Annotated in this window: 15 protein-coding genes; 5 read left to right on the plus strand and 10 right to left on the minus strand. The window is 61.4% G+C overall.

Features of this window, described 5'->3' with window-relative positions; genetic code table 11:
- The first annotated feature begins 19 nt into the window (after positions 1-19).
- The 3 genes from AC09SL_RS04970 (at position 20) to AC09SL_RS04980 (ending at position 4,457) form a co-directional block, all read left to right on the plus strand.
- Positions 20-1,018, plus strand: coding sequence for an ABC transporter substrate-binding protein (locus AC09SL_RS04970; RefSeq protein WP_058546125.1), 999 nt, complete (start codon positions 20-22; stop codon positions 1,016-1,018).
- 76 nt (positions 1,019-1,094) lie between these two features.
- On the plus strand, positions 1,095-2,345 hold the full coding sequence (locus AC09SL_RS04975) for an OprD family porin (RefSeq protein ID WP_058546124.1): 1,251 nt from the start codon (positions 1,095-1,097) through the stop codon (positions 2,343-2,345).
- A gap of 27 nt (positions 2,346-2,372) precedes the next feature.
- A complete protein-coding gene (locus AC09SL_RS04980) occupies positions 2,373-4,457 on the plus strand; it encodes a 3-hydroxyacyl-CoA dehydrogenase NAD-binding domain-containing protein (RefSeq protein ID WP_058546123.1) in 2,085 nt (694 codons plus the stop codon).
- Between the two features lie 18 nt (positions 4,458-4,475).
- Here AC09SL_RS04980 and AC09SL_RS04985 read toward each other — a convergent pair whose 3' ends face one another.
- The 4 genes from AC09SL_RS04985 to AC09SL_RS05000 all read right to left on the minus strand — a co-directional run bounded on the left by AC09SL_RS04985 (position 4,476) and on the right by AC09SL_RS05000 (position 7,694).
- Positions 4,476-4,625 (minus strand): hypothetical protein, encoded by a 150-nt coding sequence (locus tag AC09SL_RS04985; protein ID WP_155742062.1) that lies wholly within the window; start codon positions 4,623-4,625, stop codon positions 4,476-4,478.
- Positions 4,618-5,634 (minus strand): NADP-dependent oxidoreductase, encoded by a 1,017-nt coding sequence (locus tag AC09SL_RS04990; protein WP_058546130.1) that lies wholly within the window; start codon positions 5,632-5,634, stop codon positions 4,618-4,620. Before AC09SL_RS04990 ends, AC09SL_RS04985 begins: the two co-directional genes overlap by 8 nt.
- A gap of 99 nt (positions 5,635-5,733) precedes the next feature.
- Positions 5,734-6,522 (minus strand): SDR family NAD(P)-dependent oxidoreductase, encoded by a 789-nt coding sequence (locus AC09SL_RS04995; RefSeq protein ID WP_058546122.1) that lies wholly within the window; start codon positions 6,520-6,522, stop codon positions 5,734-5,736.
- Positions 6,523-6,599: 77 nt separating this feature from the next.
- A complete protein-coding gene (locus tag AC09SL_RS05000; protein WP_058546121.1) occupies positions 6,600-7,694 on the minus strand; it encodes an alkene reductase in 1,095 nt (364 codons plus the stop codon).
- A 170-nt stretch (positions 7,695-7,864) separates the two neighbouring features.
- Here AC09SL_RS05000 and AC09SL_RS05005 point away from each other — a divergent pair, with 170 nt between their 5' ends.
- Positions 7,865-8,452, plus strand: a complete 588-nt coding sequence (locus AC09SL_RS05005; protein ID WP_058546120.1) for a TetR/AcrR family transcriptional regulator — start codon at positions 7,865-7,867, stop codon at positions 8,450-8,452.
- A 532-nt stretch (positions 8,453-8,984) separates the two neighbouring features.
- On the opposite strand, the gene AC09SL_RS05010 is transcribed toward AC09SL_RS05005, so the two are convergent.
- From AC09SL_RS05010 to AC09SL_RS05035, 6 genes are all read right to left on the minus strand, one after another.
- Positions 8,985-9,977: a LacI family DNA-binding transcriptional regulator gene (locus AC09SL_RS05010; RefSeq protein WP_058546119.1), complete on the minus strand. Its 993-nt coding sequence runs from the start codon at positions 9,975-9,977 to the stop codon at positions 8,985-8,987.
- 75 nt (positions 9,978-10,052) lie between these two features.
- Positions 10,053-11,555 carry a glycoside hydrolase family 32 protein gene (locus AC09SL_RS05015; RefSeq protein ID WP_193034290.1) on the minus strand — a complete coding sequence of 501 codons (1,503 nt, stop codon included), beginning with the start codon at positions 11,553-11,555 and terminating at the stop codon, positions 10,053-10,055.
- Positions 11,552-12,697 (minus strand): ABC transporter ATP-binding protein, encoded by a 1,146-nt coding sequence (locus tag AC09SL_RS05020; protein ID WP_064106803.1) that lies wholly within the window; start codon positions 12,695-12,697, stop codon positions 11,552-11,554. Before AC09SL_RS05020 ends, AC09SL_RS05015 begins: the two co-directional genes overlap by 4 nt.
- A gap of 31 nt (positions 12,698-12,728) precedes the next feature.
- Positions 12,729-13,571 carry a carbohydrate ABC transporter permease gene (locus AC09SL_RS05025; RefSeq protein ID WP_058546117.1) on the minus strand — a complete coding sequence of 281 codons (843 nt, stop codon included), beginning with the start codon at positions 13,569-13,571 and terminating at the stop codon, positions 12,729-12,731.
- Positions 13,568-14,533, minus strand: a complete 966-nt coding sequence (locus AC09SL_RS05030; RefSeq protein ID WP_058546116.1) for a carbohydrate ABC transporter permease — start codon at positions 14,531-14,533, stop codon at positions 13,568-13,570. Before AC09SL_RS05030 ends, AC09SL_RS05025 begins: the two co-directional genes overlap by 4 nt.
- Before the next feature lie 21 nt (positions 14,534-14,554).
- Positions 14,555-15,829, minus strand: coding sequence for an ABC transporter substrate-binding protein (locus AC09SL_RS05035; protein WP_058546115.1), 1,275 nt, complete (start codon positions 15,827-15,829; stop codon positions 14,555-14,557).
- A gap of 170 nt (positions 15,830-15,999) precedes the next feature.
- On the opposite strand from AC09SL_RS05035, the gene AC09SL_RS05040 reads away from it, so the two are divergent.
- Complete coding sequence (locus tag AC09SL_RS05040) at positions 16,000-17,556, plus strand: carbohydrate porin (RefSeq protein WP_058546114.1); 1,557 nt, start codon at positions 16,000-16,002, stop codon at positions 17,554-17,556.
- Positions 17,557-17,720: the final 164 nt, after the last annotated feature.

Below are 17,720 nucleotides of genomic sequence, written 5' to 3' on the forward strand. Positions count from 1 at the left end.
AAAAACAGAGGGTCGCATCATGTCTATCAAAGGTTTTATTTCTGCTTTAGGACTCAGCGTCGTACTCGGTGCTGTCTCGCTCCAGGCGCAAGCTGCCGAGAGCATCAAGGTCGCCTTGGGCACGGAAGGTTTCGTGCACATGCCGCTGTTCGTCGCACTCGACGGTGGCCTGTTCGAAAAACACGGCCTGGACATCGAACTGGTGAAGTTCAAGGGCGGCGGTGCGGCGGCGTCGGGGCTGGCCAGCCGTTCGGTGCAGTTCTGCTCATGCGCCACCCAGAATGCGATCAATGCCAAGATCAAGGGCGCAGACATCACGCTCTTGGGGCGCATGGTCGGCCAATACGCCAGCAATGTGGTCATTCGCCAGGAAGTGGCCGATCGGCTTGGCCTCAATGCCAGCTCCACCGTCGCGCAACGGCTGGCCGCGTTCAAGGGCCTGCGCCTGGCGGTGAGCGGAGCCGGTGGCAGCGCCGATTTCCTGGTGCGCTTCCTTGGCCAACAGGCCCATCTGGAATCGGAAAAGGATTTCACGCTGCTTTACCTCAACAACGGCGCGGCAATGCTGGCGGCGTTCGCCCAAGGCAAGATCGATGGCTTTGCCCTGTCATCGCCGGCCTCAGATAGCGCGGTTATTGACCAGAACGGCTTCACCTTGCTGGACATGTCCGAGGGCATGGTCGCCGAGCTGGATGGTTATCCCTCGATCGCCCTCAGTGCTCGTCGGCAATGGGCCGAAGACAACCCGGCCATCGTAAAAGCCTTCCTGGCCGCCTTGGGCGATGCCACTCAGATGATCAACGAACAGCCGCAGCAAGCCATGAAAGCCGTGCGCAGTCGCTTCGACGGCGTGAACGACAAGGTCTATGCCGCCGCCTGGGAAAGCAATCGCAAGTCGTTCCCGAAGACCCCGTACCTGACGGATACCGACGTGGAGCGCGCGATCAAGTTCCTGGGTGCGGTCCAGAACGAAAAAATCCCCGGCAAGGCCCAGGACTACCTGACCCAGGTGCGCTGAAGCGCGTTTGAATTTCACCCGGCCGGCGCTTCAAGGAACACATTGGCAGCGCTCGGCTTCTTCTCGGTAAGCAGTCATGAAATCAATAAAAACAATGCCGCTCTGCGCGGCAGGGATGGGCTTTGCCGCGTATTTGCCCATGGCAGGCGCCGAAGGCTTCTTCGAAGACAGCAAGGCCTCCCTGGAAATGCGCAATTTCTATATGAGCCGGGATTTTCGCGAGGGCACGGGCCAGTCAAAACGCCAGGAATGGGCCCAGGGTTTTATCCTGCGTTATGAGTCCGGCTTCACCCCTGGCGTCGTCGGGTTCGGTGTCGATGCGATCGGCATGCTGGGCGTCAAGCTTGATTCGGGGCCGGGGCGTGCCGGCACCGGCCTGCTGCCGGTCCAGGACGACGGTGATGTACCCGATAATTATTCCAAGGCCGGCGGCACCCTCAAGGTCAAGGTCTCGCAGAGCCAGTTACGGGTCGGGACCTTGCTGCCGAAATGGCCGACCCTGGCCGCCAACAACGGTCGTTTGTTGCCGCAGACCTTTGAAGGCACCCAGGTGCAGGTCAACGAATGGAAGCCCCTTGAACTCACCGCGGCACGGATCCAGGGCACGGTGTACAGGGATCAGTCGGGCTCCACCGGTCTTGAGCTGAACAACAAGAACCGCCGCTTCAGCGGCCCCCTTGATGGCGGCGATTTCAACCTCATCGGTGGGACCTTCCATGCAAGTGCGACGACCGACCTGATTGCCCAATACGCCGTCCTGGAAGACGTCTACAAGCAGCGCTTCCTGGGCCTGACCGACCGCAGGAAAGGCGACTGGGGCAGCTTCACCAGCGATGTGCGCTTTTTCGACAGTGACAGCGACGGCCAGGCGCGTGGCGGTCGTATTGATAACCGCGCCTTCAGTGCCTTGGGCACTTACAAGCTCAAAGGCCATTCGTTTGGGCTGGGTTACCAGAAGATGTCCGGAAATTCAGCGTTTCCCTACGTGGCCGGCACCGATCCTTACCTGGTGAACTTCGTCCAGATGGGCGACTTTGCCGAGAAGGACGAACGCTCCTGGCAGGCACGCTATGACTTCGACCTCGCCACGGTCGGCGTCCCAGGCCTGAGCTTCATGACTCGTTACCTGCGCGGCAGTCGGGCCGACGTGACGGGCGCGGACGCCGATGGTGAACGCGAGCTCGACGTCGAACTGCAATACGTGGTGCAGAACGGTTCGATGAAAGGCATGAGCATGCGGGTGCGCAGCGCCACCTATCGAGCGGACTTCGCCCGGGACGCTGACGATGTGCGCGTGATCGTCAGCTACCCACTGTCGCTTCTGTAATCCAAGCCATTCAACGGGAGGTAACCGATGCACGCCACTGTAGTGCTCCAACGTGAAGGTGATGTCGGCCAGGTCATCATCGACAATCCACCGGTCAATGCCCTGTCGCAGGAGGTTCGGGAACAGTTGCTCGAAAGGCTGCAAGAAGCGTTGGCCGACAGCGCCATCAAGGCGATCGTCATTGCGTGCCAGGGGCGGACATTCGTCGCTGGGGCCGATATCAAGGAGTTTGACCTGCCCCTGCAGGCACCTCATCTTCCTGACGTGTTGGCCGCGATCGAACAGGCGTCGAAACCCGTCGTTGCGGCGCTGCATGGCTCGGCGTTCGGGGGTGGGCTCGAACTGGCCCTGGCCTGCCATTACCGAGTGGCCGCACCGGATGCGCAGTTCGCCTTGCCGGAAGTCAGCCTGGGCCTGATACCCGGAGCGGGGGGCACGCAGCGCTTGCCACGGTTGTGCGGCATGGAGGTGGCACTGGCGATGGTGCTGGAGGGCGAACGTATCGGCGCGGCACAAGCACTGGCGATCGGTTTGCTGGATAGATTGGGCGATGCGTCGGTACTGGCGTGTGCCAGCGACTTCGCCAGGGAGATCATGGGCAAGCCCACCCCTCGGTCCTGCGACCTGTCGGTCGTGCCATTCGACCCACAGCTTTTCAACGAACGCGCCCAGGCGATCATTCGCAAGGCAGCGGGCCAGGAGGCCCCTGCCATCGCCCTGCAAGCGCTGCAAGACGCCTGGCAGTTGCCCTTCGCCGAGGGAATGGCGAACGAGCGTGAACGCTTCATCGCTCGTCGCCATAGCGAGCAGGCCAAGGCGTTGCGGCACGTGTTCTTTGCCGAGCGGGACCTGGCCTCCAGATGTCGTGCATTGGCCAGGCAAGCCCCCACACGCCCCATTGATGTGGTCGCCGTGATTGGCGCGGGCACCATGGGCAGCGGCATTGCGCTGTGCCTGGCCAACGCTGGCATTTCTACACGCCTGATCGATACGCAACCCGAAGCCCTGGAGCGCGGTCGCACGACCATCGACCGCTACTTCACCAGCGCCGTGGAAAAAGGTCGACTAGATACCGACGAAGCCGCCCGACGTGCCACGCTGATCGAGTTCGACTCAAGCATTGAGGGTGTTGCCAGCGCTGACCTGATTATCGAAGCCGTGTTCGAAGACCTCGCCGTCAAGCAGGCCGTGTTCAGGCAACTGGACCGCTTCGCCAGGCCGGGTGCGATCCTCGCGACGAATACCTCGTACCTCGATATCGAGGCCATTGCTGGCGTGACCACCCGCCCGGGCGATGTCATCGGCATGCACTTCTTCAGCCCGGCACATGTCATGAAGCTGCTTGAGGTGGTCAGGACGCCTCAGGTGCAACCTGATGTCCTGGCAACGGTGCTGCAATTGGGCGGACGACTGGGCAAGACTGCTGTCGCCGTGGGCAATTGCTATGGTTTTGTCGGCAACCGTTTGCTGGCCGTGCGCGAGCGCGAGGCGGGTTTCCTGCTGGAGGAGGGGGCGGCCCCGGAGGACGTGGACCGGGTCATCCGGCAGTTCGGTTTCCCCATGGGGCCCTTCGAACTGCGTGACCTGGCGGGCGTGGACATCGCTTGGCGAAACCGGCAGGGCCGGGTCGATCAACTGAACGCATCGGAACGTCGTTGCAACTGGATCGAGCAGCTGCATGAGGCGGGGCGTCTCGGACAGAAAACGGCGGCCGGTTACTACCGATACGAGGAAGGCCAGCGTCGGGGCCTGCCGGACCCGTATGTGGCCAGGATGCTCGTGGCGCATCGACAAAACCGTGGTATCGAGCCGCGTGCAATTGACGATGAGGAAATTCTCGACAGGTGCCTGTTCGCCATGATCAATGAGGCCGCGCACTTGCTTGAACAAGGTATCGTCGACAGCCCCAATGACATCGACCTCGTCTGGATTCACGGCTACGCCTTTCCCCGTTACCGGGGCGGGCTGCTTTACCACGCCGACCGGGTTGGCTTGCCTGGGATCGTCGAGGCGCTTGCCGGCTGGGCGGCCTTACTTCCTGAGCGAGGCCTGCGGGTGGCTCCGCTGCTTCGGACAATGGCAGCGCAGGAGGCGTCGTTCATTCGGCCATGAGGCGAATGAGGTCACGCTTCATTGCTCGAGCATCAACGTGCGCCAGACGATCACTGGCGCACCGAAGTCTTGCTCCTCCTTGTCTTCCTCCAAGGGGGCCGGGGCCGAAGGGGTCACCTCTGTTGCTGGATCCTGGTCGCTGTCTGGGGTGGATACGGTTTCACTCATCGGCCATTCCTGAGCGGACGTTGATGACGACCTTGCCTTTGGAGCGTCCTTGCTCGACGTAGCTCAAGGCATCGGCCGTCGCATCGAAGGAGAAGGACCGATCAATCACCGGCTTGATGCTGCCGGACTCGACGAGCGTGGTGATTTCACGCAGTTGAGGACCGCTGGCACGCATGAACACGAAGGCGTAGCCCACACCTTTTCGGCGGGCCTTGCGGCGTATACCGCGGCTCAACAGGCCCATGATCAGTCTCAGCACCCAGGAAAATCCCTGGGCCTGGGCGAACTGTGGGGTGGGTGGTCCCGAGATGGAAATGAGCTGGCCGCCAGGTTTGAGGATCTTCAGCGATTTCTCCAGCTCATCGGCGCCCAGGCTGTTCAACACGACGTCATAGTCCTGCAGGACGTTGGCGAAATCCTGTTGCATGTAATCGATGACAATGTCCGCGCCGAGGGCTTTGACCCACGGCACATTGCCGGTGCTGGTGCTGGTCGCAACGAAGGCGCCCAAGTGCTTGGCAAGCTGGATGGCGAGGGTGCCGACGCCACCTGAACCGGCCTGGATGAAGACCTTTTGGCCTTTCTTCAGTCGTGCGGTTTCAACCAGTACCTGCCAGGCGGTCAGGGCGACCAAGGGCAGGGCGGCGGCTTCTTCCATGCTGATGTTTGCCGGTTTCATGGCCAGGGCGTTTTCGTTCACTGAAATCTGCTCGGCGAAGGTGCCGATGTGCCCATCCGGGGCGCGGGCATAGACTTCATCGCCCGCTTTGAAATGCTGGACACGGGAGCCCACACGAACCACGACACCGGCCACGTCATGACCCAATACCAAGGGAAATGAGTAGGGCAGGATCAGTTTGAATTCGCCTTTGCGGATCTTTGAATCCAGCAGGTTGACGCTGGCGGCCTGCACGCGGACCAGAACGTCGTGCTCTCCCACGTCAGGGGCCGGTACATCGCCTATACGGCCACTGCTCTTGCCGTAGCGGTCGATTAAAAATGCCTTCATGGTGTTTTGCTCTTCTAAGGGATGCAGCGCAGTGATCATCTGGCCCGGCACCCAGAAACACCGGCGCTGTCCTTCGCGCCGGCGCCCGCTAAACGATGATCACGCCGGGTCTTGATAACGTTCGGCAACATGGGACTGCCGGATTTGCCCGAGCAGGCCTTGACGCGCGGCCTGCAAGGCATCCCAGCGTGCTTCTTCATGCAAGGGCGGGATGGTCACCGGCTCGCGACGATCAAAACCGACCAGCGCGGCATCGACCAGGTCAGCGACTTCCATGACTTCATTCAGGGTGTTGATATCGATGCCCGCGCGTTCCCAGATTTCGGTACGGGTGGCCGCTGGCAGGACAGCTTGAACGTAGACGCCTTTTGGGGCGAGTTCCAGGCTGAGTCCCTGGGAGAGAAACAGCACGAACGCCTTGGTCGCGCCGTAGACCGACATACCGAACTCCGGTGCCAGGCCCACGACGGAGCCAATATTGATAATCGCGCCGTCACCCGCTTTGACCAGGCGTGGGGCGATGGCGCTGGCCAGCCGCACCAGCGCGGTGGTATTGAGCGACACCAGGTGCGCGACGCTGTCGGTCGATTGTTCGATGAAGGTCCCGGATTGGGCAGCACCGGCGTTATTGACCAGGATGCCGATGTCGGCGTCATCGCGCAGCCGGGTTTCGACGGTGGTCAGGTCGCCGATCTGGGTCAGGTCGGCCTGGAGAATATCCACGACAACGTTATGTTCGCTGCGCAGCTTGGCGGCCAGCGCTTCCAGGCGCGCGCTGTCGCGGGCGACCAGGACGAGAGGGTGTCCACGTTGCGCAAAGCGCTGGGCATAGACAGCGCCAATGCCGGTGGAGGCGCCAGTGATGAGAACGGTTGTGCGAGTGTCCATGGGAGATTCTCTTCTTCAAGGTATTGATGAGCGAGTCGCGCGCTGTTGTTCAGGCGCGCAGTCGGGTCTTGCCAGTGTTACCGCGCGCTGGATTCAGCGAGCGTTGGATAGTCGATGTAGCCCGTCGCACCGCCACCGTAGAGGGTAGCGGGGTTGAATGCCGACAAAGGCGAACCGGTTCTGAGCCGCTCCACCAGGTCCGGATTGCCGATGAACGGCCGGCCGAAGGCGATCAGGTCAGCCTTGTCTTCGACGAGTCGTGAGGTGGCCAAGTCCAGGTCGTAGCCGTTGTTGGCGATGTAGGTGTTTTTGAAGCGTTGGCGCAAGGCGGCAAAGTCGAAGGGCGCAACGTCGCGCGGCCCACCTGTCGCGCCTTCGACCACGTGCAGGTAAACGATGTCGAGAGCGTTGAGCTGTTCGACCAGGTAGTCGAACTGGGCCTGTGGTGCGCTGCTGGACACACCATTGGCCGGCGAGACCGGCGAGATGCGCAGGCCGGTGCGGTTGGCGCCGACTTCTTCCACCACTGCCGCGGTCACTTCCAGCAGCAGGCGAGCACGATTTTCAATCGAGCCGCCGTAGGCATCGGTGCGCACGTTGGCACCGTCCTTGATGAACTGGTCCAGCAGATAGCCGTTCGCGCCGTGGATCTCCACGCCGTCAAACCCTGCCGCGATGGCGTTCGCCGCCGCCTGGCGAAAATCGTTGATGATCCCGGGTAACTCGCTGATGTCCAGCGCTCGCGGTTCGGAAACGTCCTCGAAACTATTGTTGACGAATACCTTGGTCGCCGGACGCAAGGCGGAGGGGGCCACTGGTGCGACGCCGTTCGCTTGCAGGTCGACGTGGGAAACGCGGCCGACATGCCACAGTTGCAGGAAAATTCGCCCACCTTTGGCATGCACGGCCTCGGTGACGGTGCGCCAGCCGTCGATCTGCGCCTGGGTGTAGATCCCAGGTGTGTCCTGATAACCCTGTCCTTGCTGGGAAACCTGTGAAGCCTCGGAGATCAGCAGGCCTGCCGACGCTCTTTGGCTGTAGTAAGTGGCAGCGAACTCGCTCGGTACAAAACCTTGCCCCGCACGGTTACGTGTCAGCGGTGCCAGGACCACTCGGTTGGAAAGCGTGAGATCACCCAATGTGTAGGGCGTGAACAGGTTCTGGTCGGTCATGGCGTCTTGTTTCCGTCGGTTTGGATAAAGGGAGCGCGTGCAGCCTGCCGAAGTGAGCGCGGCTTTTTATTAGGATGATGATCGAAATCTAAACTGTCAACTAATTTGATTATGCTCGACATCTATGTATGATGTGCGCATGATTTTCGAGCAGCACGAGGGAGTGAAAAATGAGGGTGACCAAGGCCCAGGCCCAGGCAAATCGGGAGCACATCGTCGAGACGGCGTCTGTCTTGTTTCGCGAGCGAGGTTTTGACGGCGTGGGTGTGGCGGACTTGATGGCGGCCGCCGGCTTCACCCATGGCGGGTTCTACAAGCATTTCGGTTCCAAGGCCGACCTGATGGCCGAAGCGGCAGCCAACAGCCTTGCGCAGTCGCTGACCGACAATGCGGGCATCGACGTGCCTGGTTTCGTCGATCTTTACGTGTCCAGGGACCACCGTGACGGCCGGGGCGGCGGTTGCACCTTGGCGGCACTGTGTGGCGACGCTGCCCGTCAATCGCCCGAACTGAAGGCTACCTTTGCCAGCGGCATCGAAAACACGCTGGCCGCGCTCGAAAGCCGGTACGAGACCGAGCAAGACGCGCCGCAGGAAGCGATCAGGGCCAAAATGCTCGACATGTTGGCCCATGCCGTCGGCGCGATCATGTTGTCACGGGCCTGCCCGGACGATTGCGCGCTGGCCGATGAGATCCTCGAGGTTTGCCGCGCCCAGATCATCGCATCACTGCCGCCATCGCCCGTGACGCAGCCTTAGTGATCATTTGTTTCATGAGAACGTGCTTCCGCTGGACTTGTGTAGGAGCTGCCGAAGGCTGCGATCTTTTGATCTTGATCTTTTGCTTTCGATTCAATTGCCAGTGGAAAGATCGCAGCCTCGTTGCACTCGACAGCTCCTACACAGATCCCTGTAGGAGCTGCCGAAGGCTGCGATCTTTTGATCTTGATCTTTTGCTTTTGATTCAATTGCCAGTGGAAAGATCGCAGCCTCGTTGCACTCGACAGCTCCTACACAGATCCCTGTAGGAGCTGCCGAAGGCTGCGATCTTTTGATCTTGATCTTTCGCTTTCGATTCAATTGCCAGTGGAAAGATCGCAGCCTCGTTGCACTCGACAGCTCCACAGATCCCTGTAGGAGCTGCCGAAGGCTGCGATCTTTTGATCTTGATCTTTCGCTTTCGATTCAATTGCCAGGGGAAAGATCGCAGCCTCGTTGCACTCGACAGCTCCTACACAGCGCTCCTACACAGCGCTCCTACACAGCGCCTACAGGAGCTCCCTCGCCGGTCCTATAGCGACGCCCTGACCACCAGGGGGCAATCCACCGGCTGGGCGCCCGTTACCTCGAGGTTCTCGATCAGGTGTCGGGCCGCCTGGCGACCGATCTCGTAGTACGGCAGTTGTACGGTGGTCAGTGGCGGGATGAACAGTTCGGCGATGCCGATCATGTTGTCATAGCCGAGCACCGCAACATCGTCGGGAATTTTCAGGCCGCGGCCCAGCAACAGCTGATAGGCGCAAAAGGCGATGCGGTCGTTGCCGCAGACCAGGATGTCGAATTGCGGACGCCCGTCGATGATGTGCCGGTCGAGAATGGCGGCGGTTTCACCATAGGCGTCGTGATCGGAAAGGTCGTATTGCAGGAGTGCCTCAGGCGCCAGGCCGACGGCCTGACAGGCACGTTGCAGGCCCCGTTGGCGCAGGCCCCAGGCCAGACTCTTCCTCGGCAAATTGATACACAGCGGACGCCGATAGCCTTGGCTCAACGCATGCTGCATGGCTCGATGCTGCCCGGCTTCATCATCCGGCACATAACTGACCAGGTGGCTGTCATCGGCCAGGCAATTGGCGAGCACCAGCGGCTTGCTCTTGAGTCGCTCGGGAATGCTCACCTGGCGCAATCCCATGGCACTGAAGATCAACCCGTCGGGACGGTGCGACAGCATCAGGTCGATGTTCTGGTCGGTGGGCGGGTTGCTCAACAGATTGAGGATGAAGACGTTCCAGCCTGCCTGCTGCGCGGTCTGTTCGATGGACAGCAGCAACTCGACGGCAAACGGCGTTGTCGCGGTGTCCAGTGCGAACACTCCGATGGTGCGCGCCTGCAGGTTGTCGCCGCGCATCCTGCGCGCTGACAGGCTCGGTACGAATTGCAGTTCATCAATGGCGCGACGTACCCGCTGAAGGGTTTCGGGGCTCAGTTTTTCCGGCGTGTTGAGCGCGCGCGAAACCGTCATCAGGGATACGCCGGCCAGCTGTGCAACGTCTTTCACGGAAGTCATGCGAAGTGCGGCCAGTCAGGTTGACGCAGAATCATGACACAGGGTCCTGGCTTCTCGCGACTCGAATGAAGGTACTCATAGCCAGCCCGAGTCCAGCGGCCATGCCTTGGGGATGGCGACGCGCCCGCCCGTCCCGTTCGCCAACAGTTTCACCCCGAGGCTGTCGGGCCGCGGATAGACGCGGCTGCTGAAGCTGAAGCGGCCGTTTTCCTCAAACACCTCGATGGACGAGCGATCGAGAAATACCCGCAGCTGCAGTTGCGTTTGCGCCGGGTCTATCGTGACGCTGCGCTGACCGCTCACTTGCGCACCCGAACGGCTGCGATCGAGCACCAGGCGTTGCAGTGACGCGTCGTAATAAAGCAGGGTTTGTTCCTGCTCATCGGCACTGCAGCGCAAGGCGATGCCCAGATGGCCTTCGGTGCAACCGAGCAGATCCAGATGCACATGGATTTCCAGCCTGTCGCCGTTCACTTGCGGCACCCAGCGGCTGCCCGACTCGCCCCACGGCGTGATGCTCGGCAGTGGCGCCTGACGCAGCGCGGTCAGTTCCCGTGCCGGGAACACGCCAAGGCGATCGCCCTGCAGTTCAAGCTCGCGGGGCAGGCCGAGCATGCCGCACCAGTGATGGGCCTGGCTCGGCATCGGGCTTTCCCACATGTCCAGCCAGGCCCACATCAGGCGCCGACCATCGGCGGCCTCCAACGTTTGCGCAGCATAGAAATCGTGGCCGTTATCCAGTTCGATGAACGGCCCGCCGCTGAAGTGCCATTCGCTGTCGAGCCGGCCGATGCGATAACCGGTCTGGTACTTGTTGAGCCGTTCGTAACCTTCAGGTTGCATGCCCTGGGGGGAATACAGCAGCACGTCGCGCCCGTTGAGGCGAAACAGGTCCGGGCATTCCCACATGTAGCCATCGACCTCATTGCCGCTGGACACGTAGTCGAGGAACTCCCAGGTGCGCAGGTCGGTGGAGCGGTACAGCGGCAGCAGCGGTTTGTCGCCCAGGCGCGCGCCGGCAATCAGGAACCAATAGCCGTCCTCCTGCCAGACCTTGGGGTCGCGAAAGTGCATGATCGTTTCTTGCGGCGCGTTCTCGATGACGGCGCCATGCTTGACGAACCGGATGCCGTCGTCACTGGTGGCCAGGCACTGGACCTGGCGGATAAAGCGTTCGTCACCCACTTCTCCCAGCCAGGTGTGCCCGGTGTAGATCAGCGCCAGGGTATCGCCACACACCACCGCGCTACCGGAAAAACAGCCGTGGCGGTCGAAGTCATCCCCCGGCGCCAGGGCAAGGGGCAGATGCTGCCAATGGACCAGGTCGACGCTCTTGGCGTGGCCCCAATACATCGGACCCCATTTGGCATCGAAAGGGTGGTGTTGGTAGAACACGTGATATTCGCCACGGAAAAACACCACCCCGTTAGGGTCGTTCATCCAGCCCGCGACAGGCGCCAGATGATAGTCAGGTCGATAATCGTCGATGACGCGAGACTGACCTTCACTCAGCGCCTGCTGCGCATGTTCAAGGGGGGAGGGCATGGGGGCGTTCATGGCATTCACGGACACAGTCATAGGGCGCCTGCTTTTGGCGAGCGCTGCGGGGCGTCCTCCGGGAGGACTTCAATAACAGCAGGATGGCGTCTCAAGGCAGTGCCATCCGCATCGAACAGGTGCAGGCTGCCGAACGCCAGCTGCAGTTCAACCCGATCGCCCACTTGCCATCCGGCGTTGACCTCGCAGCGACAGATCAACGGTTCATCCTCGCCGGACTCCAGGTGCACGTAGGTTTCGCTGCCCAGGTATTCGACCCCGACCACGACAACCCCAGCGCTGCCTTGCGCCGCTTTGAGCGACACGTGTTCCGGGCGAATCCCCAGGGTCAGCGAGCTGTTCGCCGCCAGGTGGGCGCTGTCGAAGGGCAGGGGCGTCATGCCCAATAAAGGGCTATCGATCTGGCTGGTCTCGCCTGGGGTGTGCAGGCGTGCCGGCAGAAAGTTCATCTTGGGCGAGCCGAGGAAACCGGCGACAAAGCGGCTGGCCGGACGCTCATAGAGTTCGCGCGGCGAGCCGACCTGCTCAATGCGGCCGCCATTGAGCACGACAATCTTGTCGGCCAGGGTCATCGCTTCAACCTGGTCGTGGGTAACGTAGATCATGGTCGAGCCCAGTCGTCCATGCAGCCGGGCGATTTCGTTGCGCATCTGCACGCGCAGGGAGGCGTCGAGGTTGGACAGCGGCTCGTCGAACAGCAGTATGTCCGGTTCCCGCGCCATGGCCCGGCCCATGGCCACCCGCTGGCGCTGCCCACCCGACAGTTCCCGTGGCTTGCGTTGCAGCAGTTTGTCCAACTGCAGGATCTGCGCGGTTTTCAGCACCCGCTCGCGCAGGCTGGTCTTTTCGGTCTTGGCCAGTTTGAGGCCGAAGCTGATGTTGTCGTAGACGTTCATGTGCGGGTACAGCGCATAGGACTGGAACACCATGCCGACGCCACGCTCGCGCGGTTCCAGGTCATTGACTCGGCGTCCGTCGATCAGCAGGTCGCCGCCACAGATCGAATCCAGTCCGGCGATCAGCCGCAGCAAGGTCGACTTTCCGCAGCCCGAAGGGCCGACGAAAACCACGAATTCACCCGCCGAGATCTCCAGGCTGACGTCGCGAAGAATGCGTGCGCCGCCCAATTGTTTGTTCACGTTGTCCAGCTTCAACTTGATCACGATGCTGTTCCTTTCTTGTCTGTGTTGGGCCTCAACCCTTTAACGCACCGGCAGTGAGGCCGGAAACGATGCGGCGCTGGAAGATCAGCACCAGAATCACCAATGGCACCGTGACCAGCACCGACGCCGCCATCAACAAGCCCCAAGGCAATTCATGGGGGCTGCCGCCGGAAATCAGCGCGATGGCGACCGGGACCGTGCGTTGCGAGTCGGTGAGGGTGAAGGTCAGGGCGAACAGGAACTCGTTCCAGGCGGCGATGAAGGCCAAAAGCCCCGTGGTGACCAGTGCCGGCCAGAGTAGCGGCAACAGCACGCGCGTCAGCGTGACCCAGGGTGACGCACCGTCCATGATCGCGGCCTCTTCCAGCTCATGAGGCAGTTGCCCCATGAAGGTGGTCAGCACCCAGACGGTGAAGGGCAGGGTGAAAATCGTGTAGCTCAGGATCAACGCCCAGGACGTGTTGTACAGGCCCAGGGCACGGATCACCTCGAACAATCCCGACAGCACTGCGACTTGTGGAAACATCGAGACGCCCAGGACCATCATCAACACCACGCCGCGTCCGCGAAACTTCACTCGGCCCAGGGCATAGGCGGCGGTCAGGCTGAGGAACAACGCCAGTGCGACCACGCACAGCGCCACAGCCAGCGAGTTGCCGATGGCCCGCAGGAACGAGGCCTGGTTGAGCACGGCGGCATAGTTGGAGAAGTCGGGGTTGTCGATCCAGTAGCTCACCTGGAACAAGGCGCTGGACGGCTTCAGCGACGTCACGATGGCGTAGTAGAACGGGAAGACCGCATACAGCAGCAAGATCCCGATCAGGCACCAGAACCCGGCGCGCAGCAGGGCTTTTTTCAGCAGGCGCGGGCTCATGAGCGAACCTCCAGCTGACGGCGTCCGAGGTACAGGTAAGCCATGGCGATGACCGCCACGACCAGGAACAGCAAGGTCGAAGCGGCGCTGCCGTAACCGACGTCCTGGAATTCCACCAGGTGCTGGCGGGCATAGACCGACATGCTCATGGTGCTCGATGAGTTCGAGGTCAACACATAGATGACGTCGAACACCCGCAAGGAATCGAGAATGCGAAAGATCGCCGCCACCAGCAAGGCCGGCATCAGCAGCGGCAGCGTGACCCACCAGAACACTTTCACCGGGTGAATGCCATCGACCCTGGCGGCTTCGTAGCAGTCGCTGGGCAACATCTGCAAGGCCGCCAGCATCAGCAGCGTGACGAAAGGCACGGTCTTCCAGACGTCAACGATGATCACTGCCCACATCGACAGGTCCGCGTCCGCTGTCCAGGCCAGGGGCGCATCGATCAGGCCGAGGCCGAGCATCAGGTGATTGATGATGCCGAACTGGTCGTTGAGCATCCATGACCAGATTTTCGCCGAGACGATGGTCGGGATCGCCCAGGGGATCAGGATCAGCGCCCGCACCAGGGCGCGTCCGGTGAACTTGACGTTCAGCAGCAATGCCACCAGCAGCCCCAGTACGATCTCCAACCCCACTGACACCACGGTGAAATGCAAGGTGTTGCGCACCGCGTTCCACCACTGTGGATCGACCAGGATGCCTGACCAGCCGGTGCTGCTGTGGAATAGATAATTGCTCAAGCCGACAAAGGTTGCATCGCTTGTGTCGGCCAGGCTGGCGTCGGTCAGGCTGAACCAGAATGTGCGCAGCAGCGGCCAGGCCGCCACCAGGGCCAGGCACAGCAACATCGGGCTCAGGAACAGCCAGGCGGCGCGAACGCGACGGCGTTGTACCGGCGTTTCCCGTGTGAGCAGGTACTCGTCGTCGCCGGGGGCGAGTGTCGTGGAGACAGACATGGTGATTTCCTTCCTTGTGGCTTACCAGTTCCGGCGTTTGATGCGCGTGAGTTCGCTTTCCAGTTCGGCCAGCGCCTGATCCACCGGCCGTTCGCCCGCCAGCACGCCGTGCACTTGATCGAAGAAGGCATTGGAGACGCGTGGATAGCGGTCGGCGGTGATTGAAGCGGGGCGCATGACCCCATCATTGAGGATGCTGCGCAGTTGGCTGTAGTACGGCATGGCCGCGAGCAACTCGGGATCCTGGTAGAGCGACTCGATCACCGGGTTATAGGCGCCAACCAAGGCGCGGTGTTTCTGTTGTTGGGCGCTGCTCAGGTAGCTCACCAGTTCGGCGGCGAGCTTGGGGTTGGCGCTGTAGCGCGACACTGCCAGGCCCCAGCCACCGAGGGTGGACGCGTGGGTGCCCGTCGCGCCGCCGCGGGGCAGGGGAGCGACGCCGACCTTATCCTTTACGATGCTGTCCTGGCTTTGCACCAGGGCCCAGACATAAGGCCAGTTACGCATGAACAGCGCATTGCCCGACTGGAACACGCCGCGTCCTTCTTCCTCGGTGTAATTGAGCACGCCACGGGGGGCGATGTCTCCGACCCAGCTTTTGGCCAGGGTCAACGCCGCCCTCGAGGCCTGGCTGTTGACCACGATGTCGCCTTGCGCGTTGACCAGCCCACCTTGCGGCTGGCTGCTGATCCACTCCAGTGCGTTACACGTCAGGCCTTCGTAGGCGCGTCCCTGGAATACATAACCCCAGGCATTGGCGTTTCCGGCATCGCGTTCGGCCTGCTGGACAGCCCTGGCAGTCGTGGTCATTTCTTCCCAGGTCTGGGGCACGGGCTTGTTGTACTTCTCGAGCAGGTCCTTGCGGTAATACAGCAGCCCCGAGTCGGTGAACCACGGCATGGTCACCAGGCGCCCGTTCACCGTGGCGTTATCCACCTGGGCCTGGAAATAACCCTGGGTCGCGTTGGCAGGAAGCACCTCGCGCAGGTCCATCAAGTGCTTGGCCAGCATCCCCGGCCACACCATGTCGATCTGGATGATGTCGATGTCGCTGGATTGCGCACTGAGGATCTGCTGGTAGAACGACAACCGCTCGGTCGCCGAGTTAGGCGTGGAAACCACTTCGACGCTGTTGCCGGTCTGCTTCGACCACGCTTCGACGGCCTCCTTGCAAAGCTGCAATTCAGCGCCCACGGCACCGCAGGAAATCGTCAGGCTGGCGGCTGTGGAGAGGGATGGAAACCCGACGCACAGGCCGAGCAATGCCGCTGGAAGGAGCGATTTGAGCTGTTTCATAAAGCCCTCTTTATTTTTGTTTTTAGAAAAGTTAACGTTAACATCGCCAAATGTAGCAGTGTATTTGCGATCAGGCATCCTTTTTTTGCTCAGGTTTGACAATTCAGAGCCAGGGCGAAAAAGGCCGGTCGCGGCAACAGAACAATAAAAACAAAACAGGGAAATTCCACATGCAGAAAGCATCAAGCTGGCTACTCGCAAGCGTGCTCGGCGCCGCGGCGACCGCTTCTCAGGCCGCAACGCTGGAAGAACGCATGGCCGCGTTCGAGGCCCGTGCCAGCGCAGCGGAAAAACGTGCCGCCGCCGCCGAACAGCAAACCCAGGCGCTCGCCAGGGAACTGCAACAAATCAAACGCGCCACGCCCGCCACACAACCGGTGGCGTCCGCCGCTACGGTCCCCACGCTCGATGCCCGTCTGGCAAAACTCGAAGCCAGTCAGCAAAGCTCAGAGAAGCAGGGCAGTGGCGCCCACCTCACCGACGGCTTCAGCTTCAAGGGCTACGCCCGTTCGGGGTTGCTGATCAATGATGGGTTGGGCGGTGGTCGTGGCGGTCCGTACACCACCCCGGCCGGTTCTGTGGGTGGCGCTGTCGGGCGACTCGGTAACGAGGACGACACCTACATGCGCATCGACCTGTCGAAAGAGCTGTACGCGCAGAACGGCACCCGCTCCAAGTTCACGGTGTCCATCGCCGATGGTGTGGAGAGCTCCAACGACTGGACCGCCGAGGAAAGCAACCTGAACGTGCGCCAGGTGTTTACCGAGCTCGATCACCTGGCGGCCTTCAAGGGCAACTCGATGTTCGAAAATTCCACCCTGTGGGCCGGCAAGCGCTTCGACAGGGACAATTTCGACATCCACTGGCTGGACTCTGACGTGGTCTATCTGGCCGGCACCGGCGGTGGCATCTACGATGTGCAGATGACCAAGGACTGGCGCTCGAACTACTCACTGATCGGTCGCAACTACGGGGATTTCAGCGAGGGTGGCGTCAATGCCGATGTGGAGAGCTACATCCTGACCTCCAACCAGTTTTTCGACGGTGGCCAGTGGCAGTGGATGTTCAACGCCATCGGCTCGAAGAAAAACGACTTCGCTACCCGCACCAATGAAGCGGGGCTGACGCCAGCCGATTCCGGCTTGCACACGATGGTCGCCAATCACCAGAAAAACTTTTTCGGCCGCGAAGGCTTCTTCAAGACAGCGCTGCTCTATGGCCAAGGGTTAGGGGCAGAGGTCAAGAACGTTGGCTCGGATGGCGAACTGATCGACGACGCCCGTGCCCTGCGTCTGGCGCTCTACGGCGAGACCCCTATAGCGTCCGGCTGGCGCATCGGCCCAAGCCTGCTGGCTGAACAAAGCAAGGATCGCTACGTCAAGGGTGACGACTACCGCTGGATGACCCTGAACGTGCGGTTGGCCAACGAAATCAACAGCAATTTCGAGATGGCCTACGAGATGAGCTGGCAAACCATGCAGCTGGACCCCAAGGGCTACCTGCAACGCAATGCGGTCGACGGTAACTTCTGGAAGTTCACGGTCGCCCCGACCTTCAAGCCTGACCTGGGCGATCTGCTCACGCGCCCTGAGCTACGCCTGTTCGCCAGCGTCATGAACTGGTCGTCGGACCTGGACCGGTACAGCACCACGGACTCCTTCGGCAAGACTGACTTCAACGCCGGCGGTGTCTGGCAGTACGGCATCCAGATGGAAACCTGGTTCTGATGCCAGCCAGTTGAAACCGGTGGGAGCGGGCTTGCTCGCGAAAGCGGTGGGTCAGCCTGGACAGGTGTTGGATGTACCGCCGTCATCGCGAGCGAGCTCGCTCCCACTGGAACTGGGGCTATCGGAGCGCATTTAATGAACCCGGGCCCGTCCCGTCATGTCAC

Source organism: Pseudomonas sp. PF05 (assembly GCF_056521845.1).

Excerpts from the sequence above, each read along its gene's own strand:
- AC09SL_RS04970 (WP_058546125.1), top strand. The coding sequence starts at position 20 with ATGTCTATCAAAGGTTTTATTTCTGCTTTAGGACTCAGCGTCGTACTC.
- AC09SL_RS04975 (WP_058546124.1), top strand. The coding sequence starts at position 1,095 with ATGAAATCAATAAAAACAATGCCGCTCTGCGCGGCAGGGATGGGCTTT.
- AC09SL_RS04980 (WP_058546123.1), top strand. The coding sequence starts at position 2,373 with ATGCACGCCACTGTAGTGCTCCAACGTGAAGGTGATGTCGGCCAGGTC.
- AC09SL_RS04985 (WP_155742062.1), bottom strand. The coding sequence starts at position 4,625 with ATGAGTGAAACCGTATCCACCCCAGACAGCGACCAGGATCCAGCAACA.
- AC09SL_RS04990 (WP_058546130.1), bottom strand. The coding sequence starts at position 5,634 with ATGAAGGCATTTTTAATCGACCGCTACGGCAAGAGCAGTGGCCGTATA.
- AC09SL_RS04995 (WP_058546122.1), bottom strand. The coding sequence starts at position 6,522 with ATGGACACTCGCACAACCGTTCTCATCACTGGCGCCTCCACCGGCATT.
- AC09SL_RS05000 (WP_058546121.1), bottom strand. The coding sequence starts at position 7,694 with ATGACCGACCAGAACCTGTTCACGCCCTACACATTGGGTGATCTCACG.
- AC09SL_RS05005 (WP_058546120.1), top strand. The coding sequence starts at position 7,865 with ATGAGGGTGACCAAGGCCCAGGCCCAGGCAAATCGGGAGCACATCGTC.
- AC09SL_RS05010 (WP_058546119.1), bottom strand. The coding sequence starts at position 9,977 with ATGACTTCCGTGAAAGACGTTGCACAGCTGGCCGGCGTATCCCTGATG.
- AC09SL_RS05015 (WP_193034290.1), bottom strand. The coding sequence starts at position 11,555 with ATGACTGTGTCCGTGAATGCCATGAACGCCCCCATGCCCTCCCCCCTT.
- AC09SL_RS05025 (WP_058546117.1), bottom strand. The coding sequence starts at position 13,571 with ATGAGCCCGCGCCTGCTGAAAAAAGCCCTGCTGCGCGCCGGGTTCTGG.
- AC09SL_RS05030 (WP_058546116.1), bottom strand. The coding sequence starts at position 14,533 with ATGTCTGTCTCCACGACACTCGCCCCCGGCGACGACGAGTACCTGCTC.
- AC09SL_RS05035 (WP_058546115.1), bottom strand. The coding sequence starts at position 15,829 with ATGAAACAGCTCAAATCGCTCCTTCCAGCGGCATTGCTCGGCCTGTGC.
- AC09SL_RS05040 (WP_058546114.1), top strand. The coding sequence starts at position 16,000 with ATGCAGAAAGCATCAAGCTGGCTACTCGCAAGCGTGCTCGGCGCCGCG.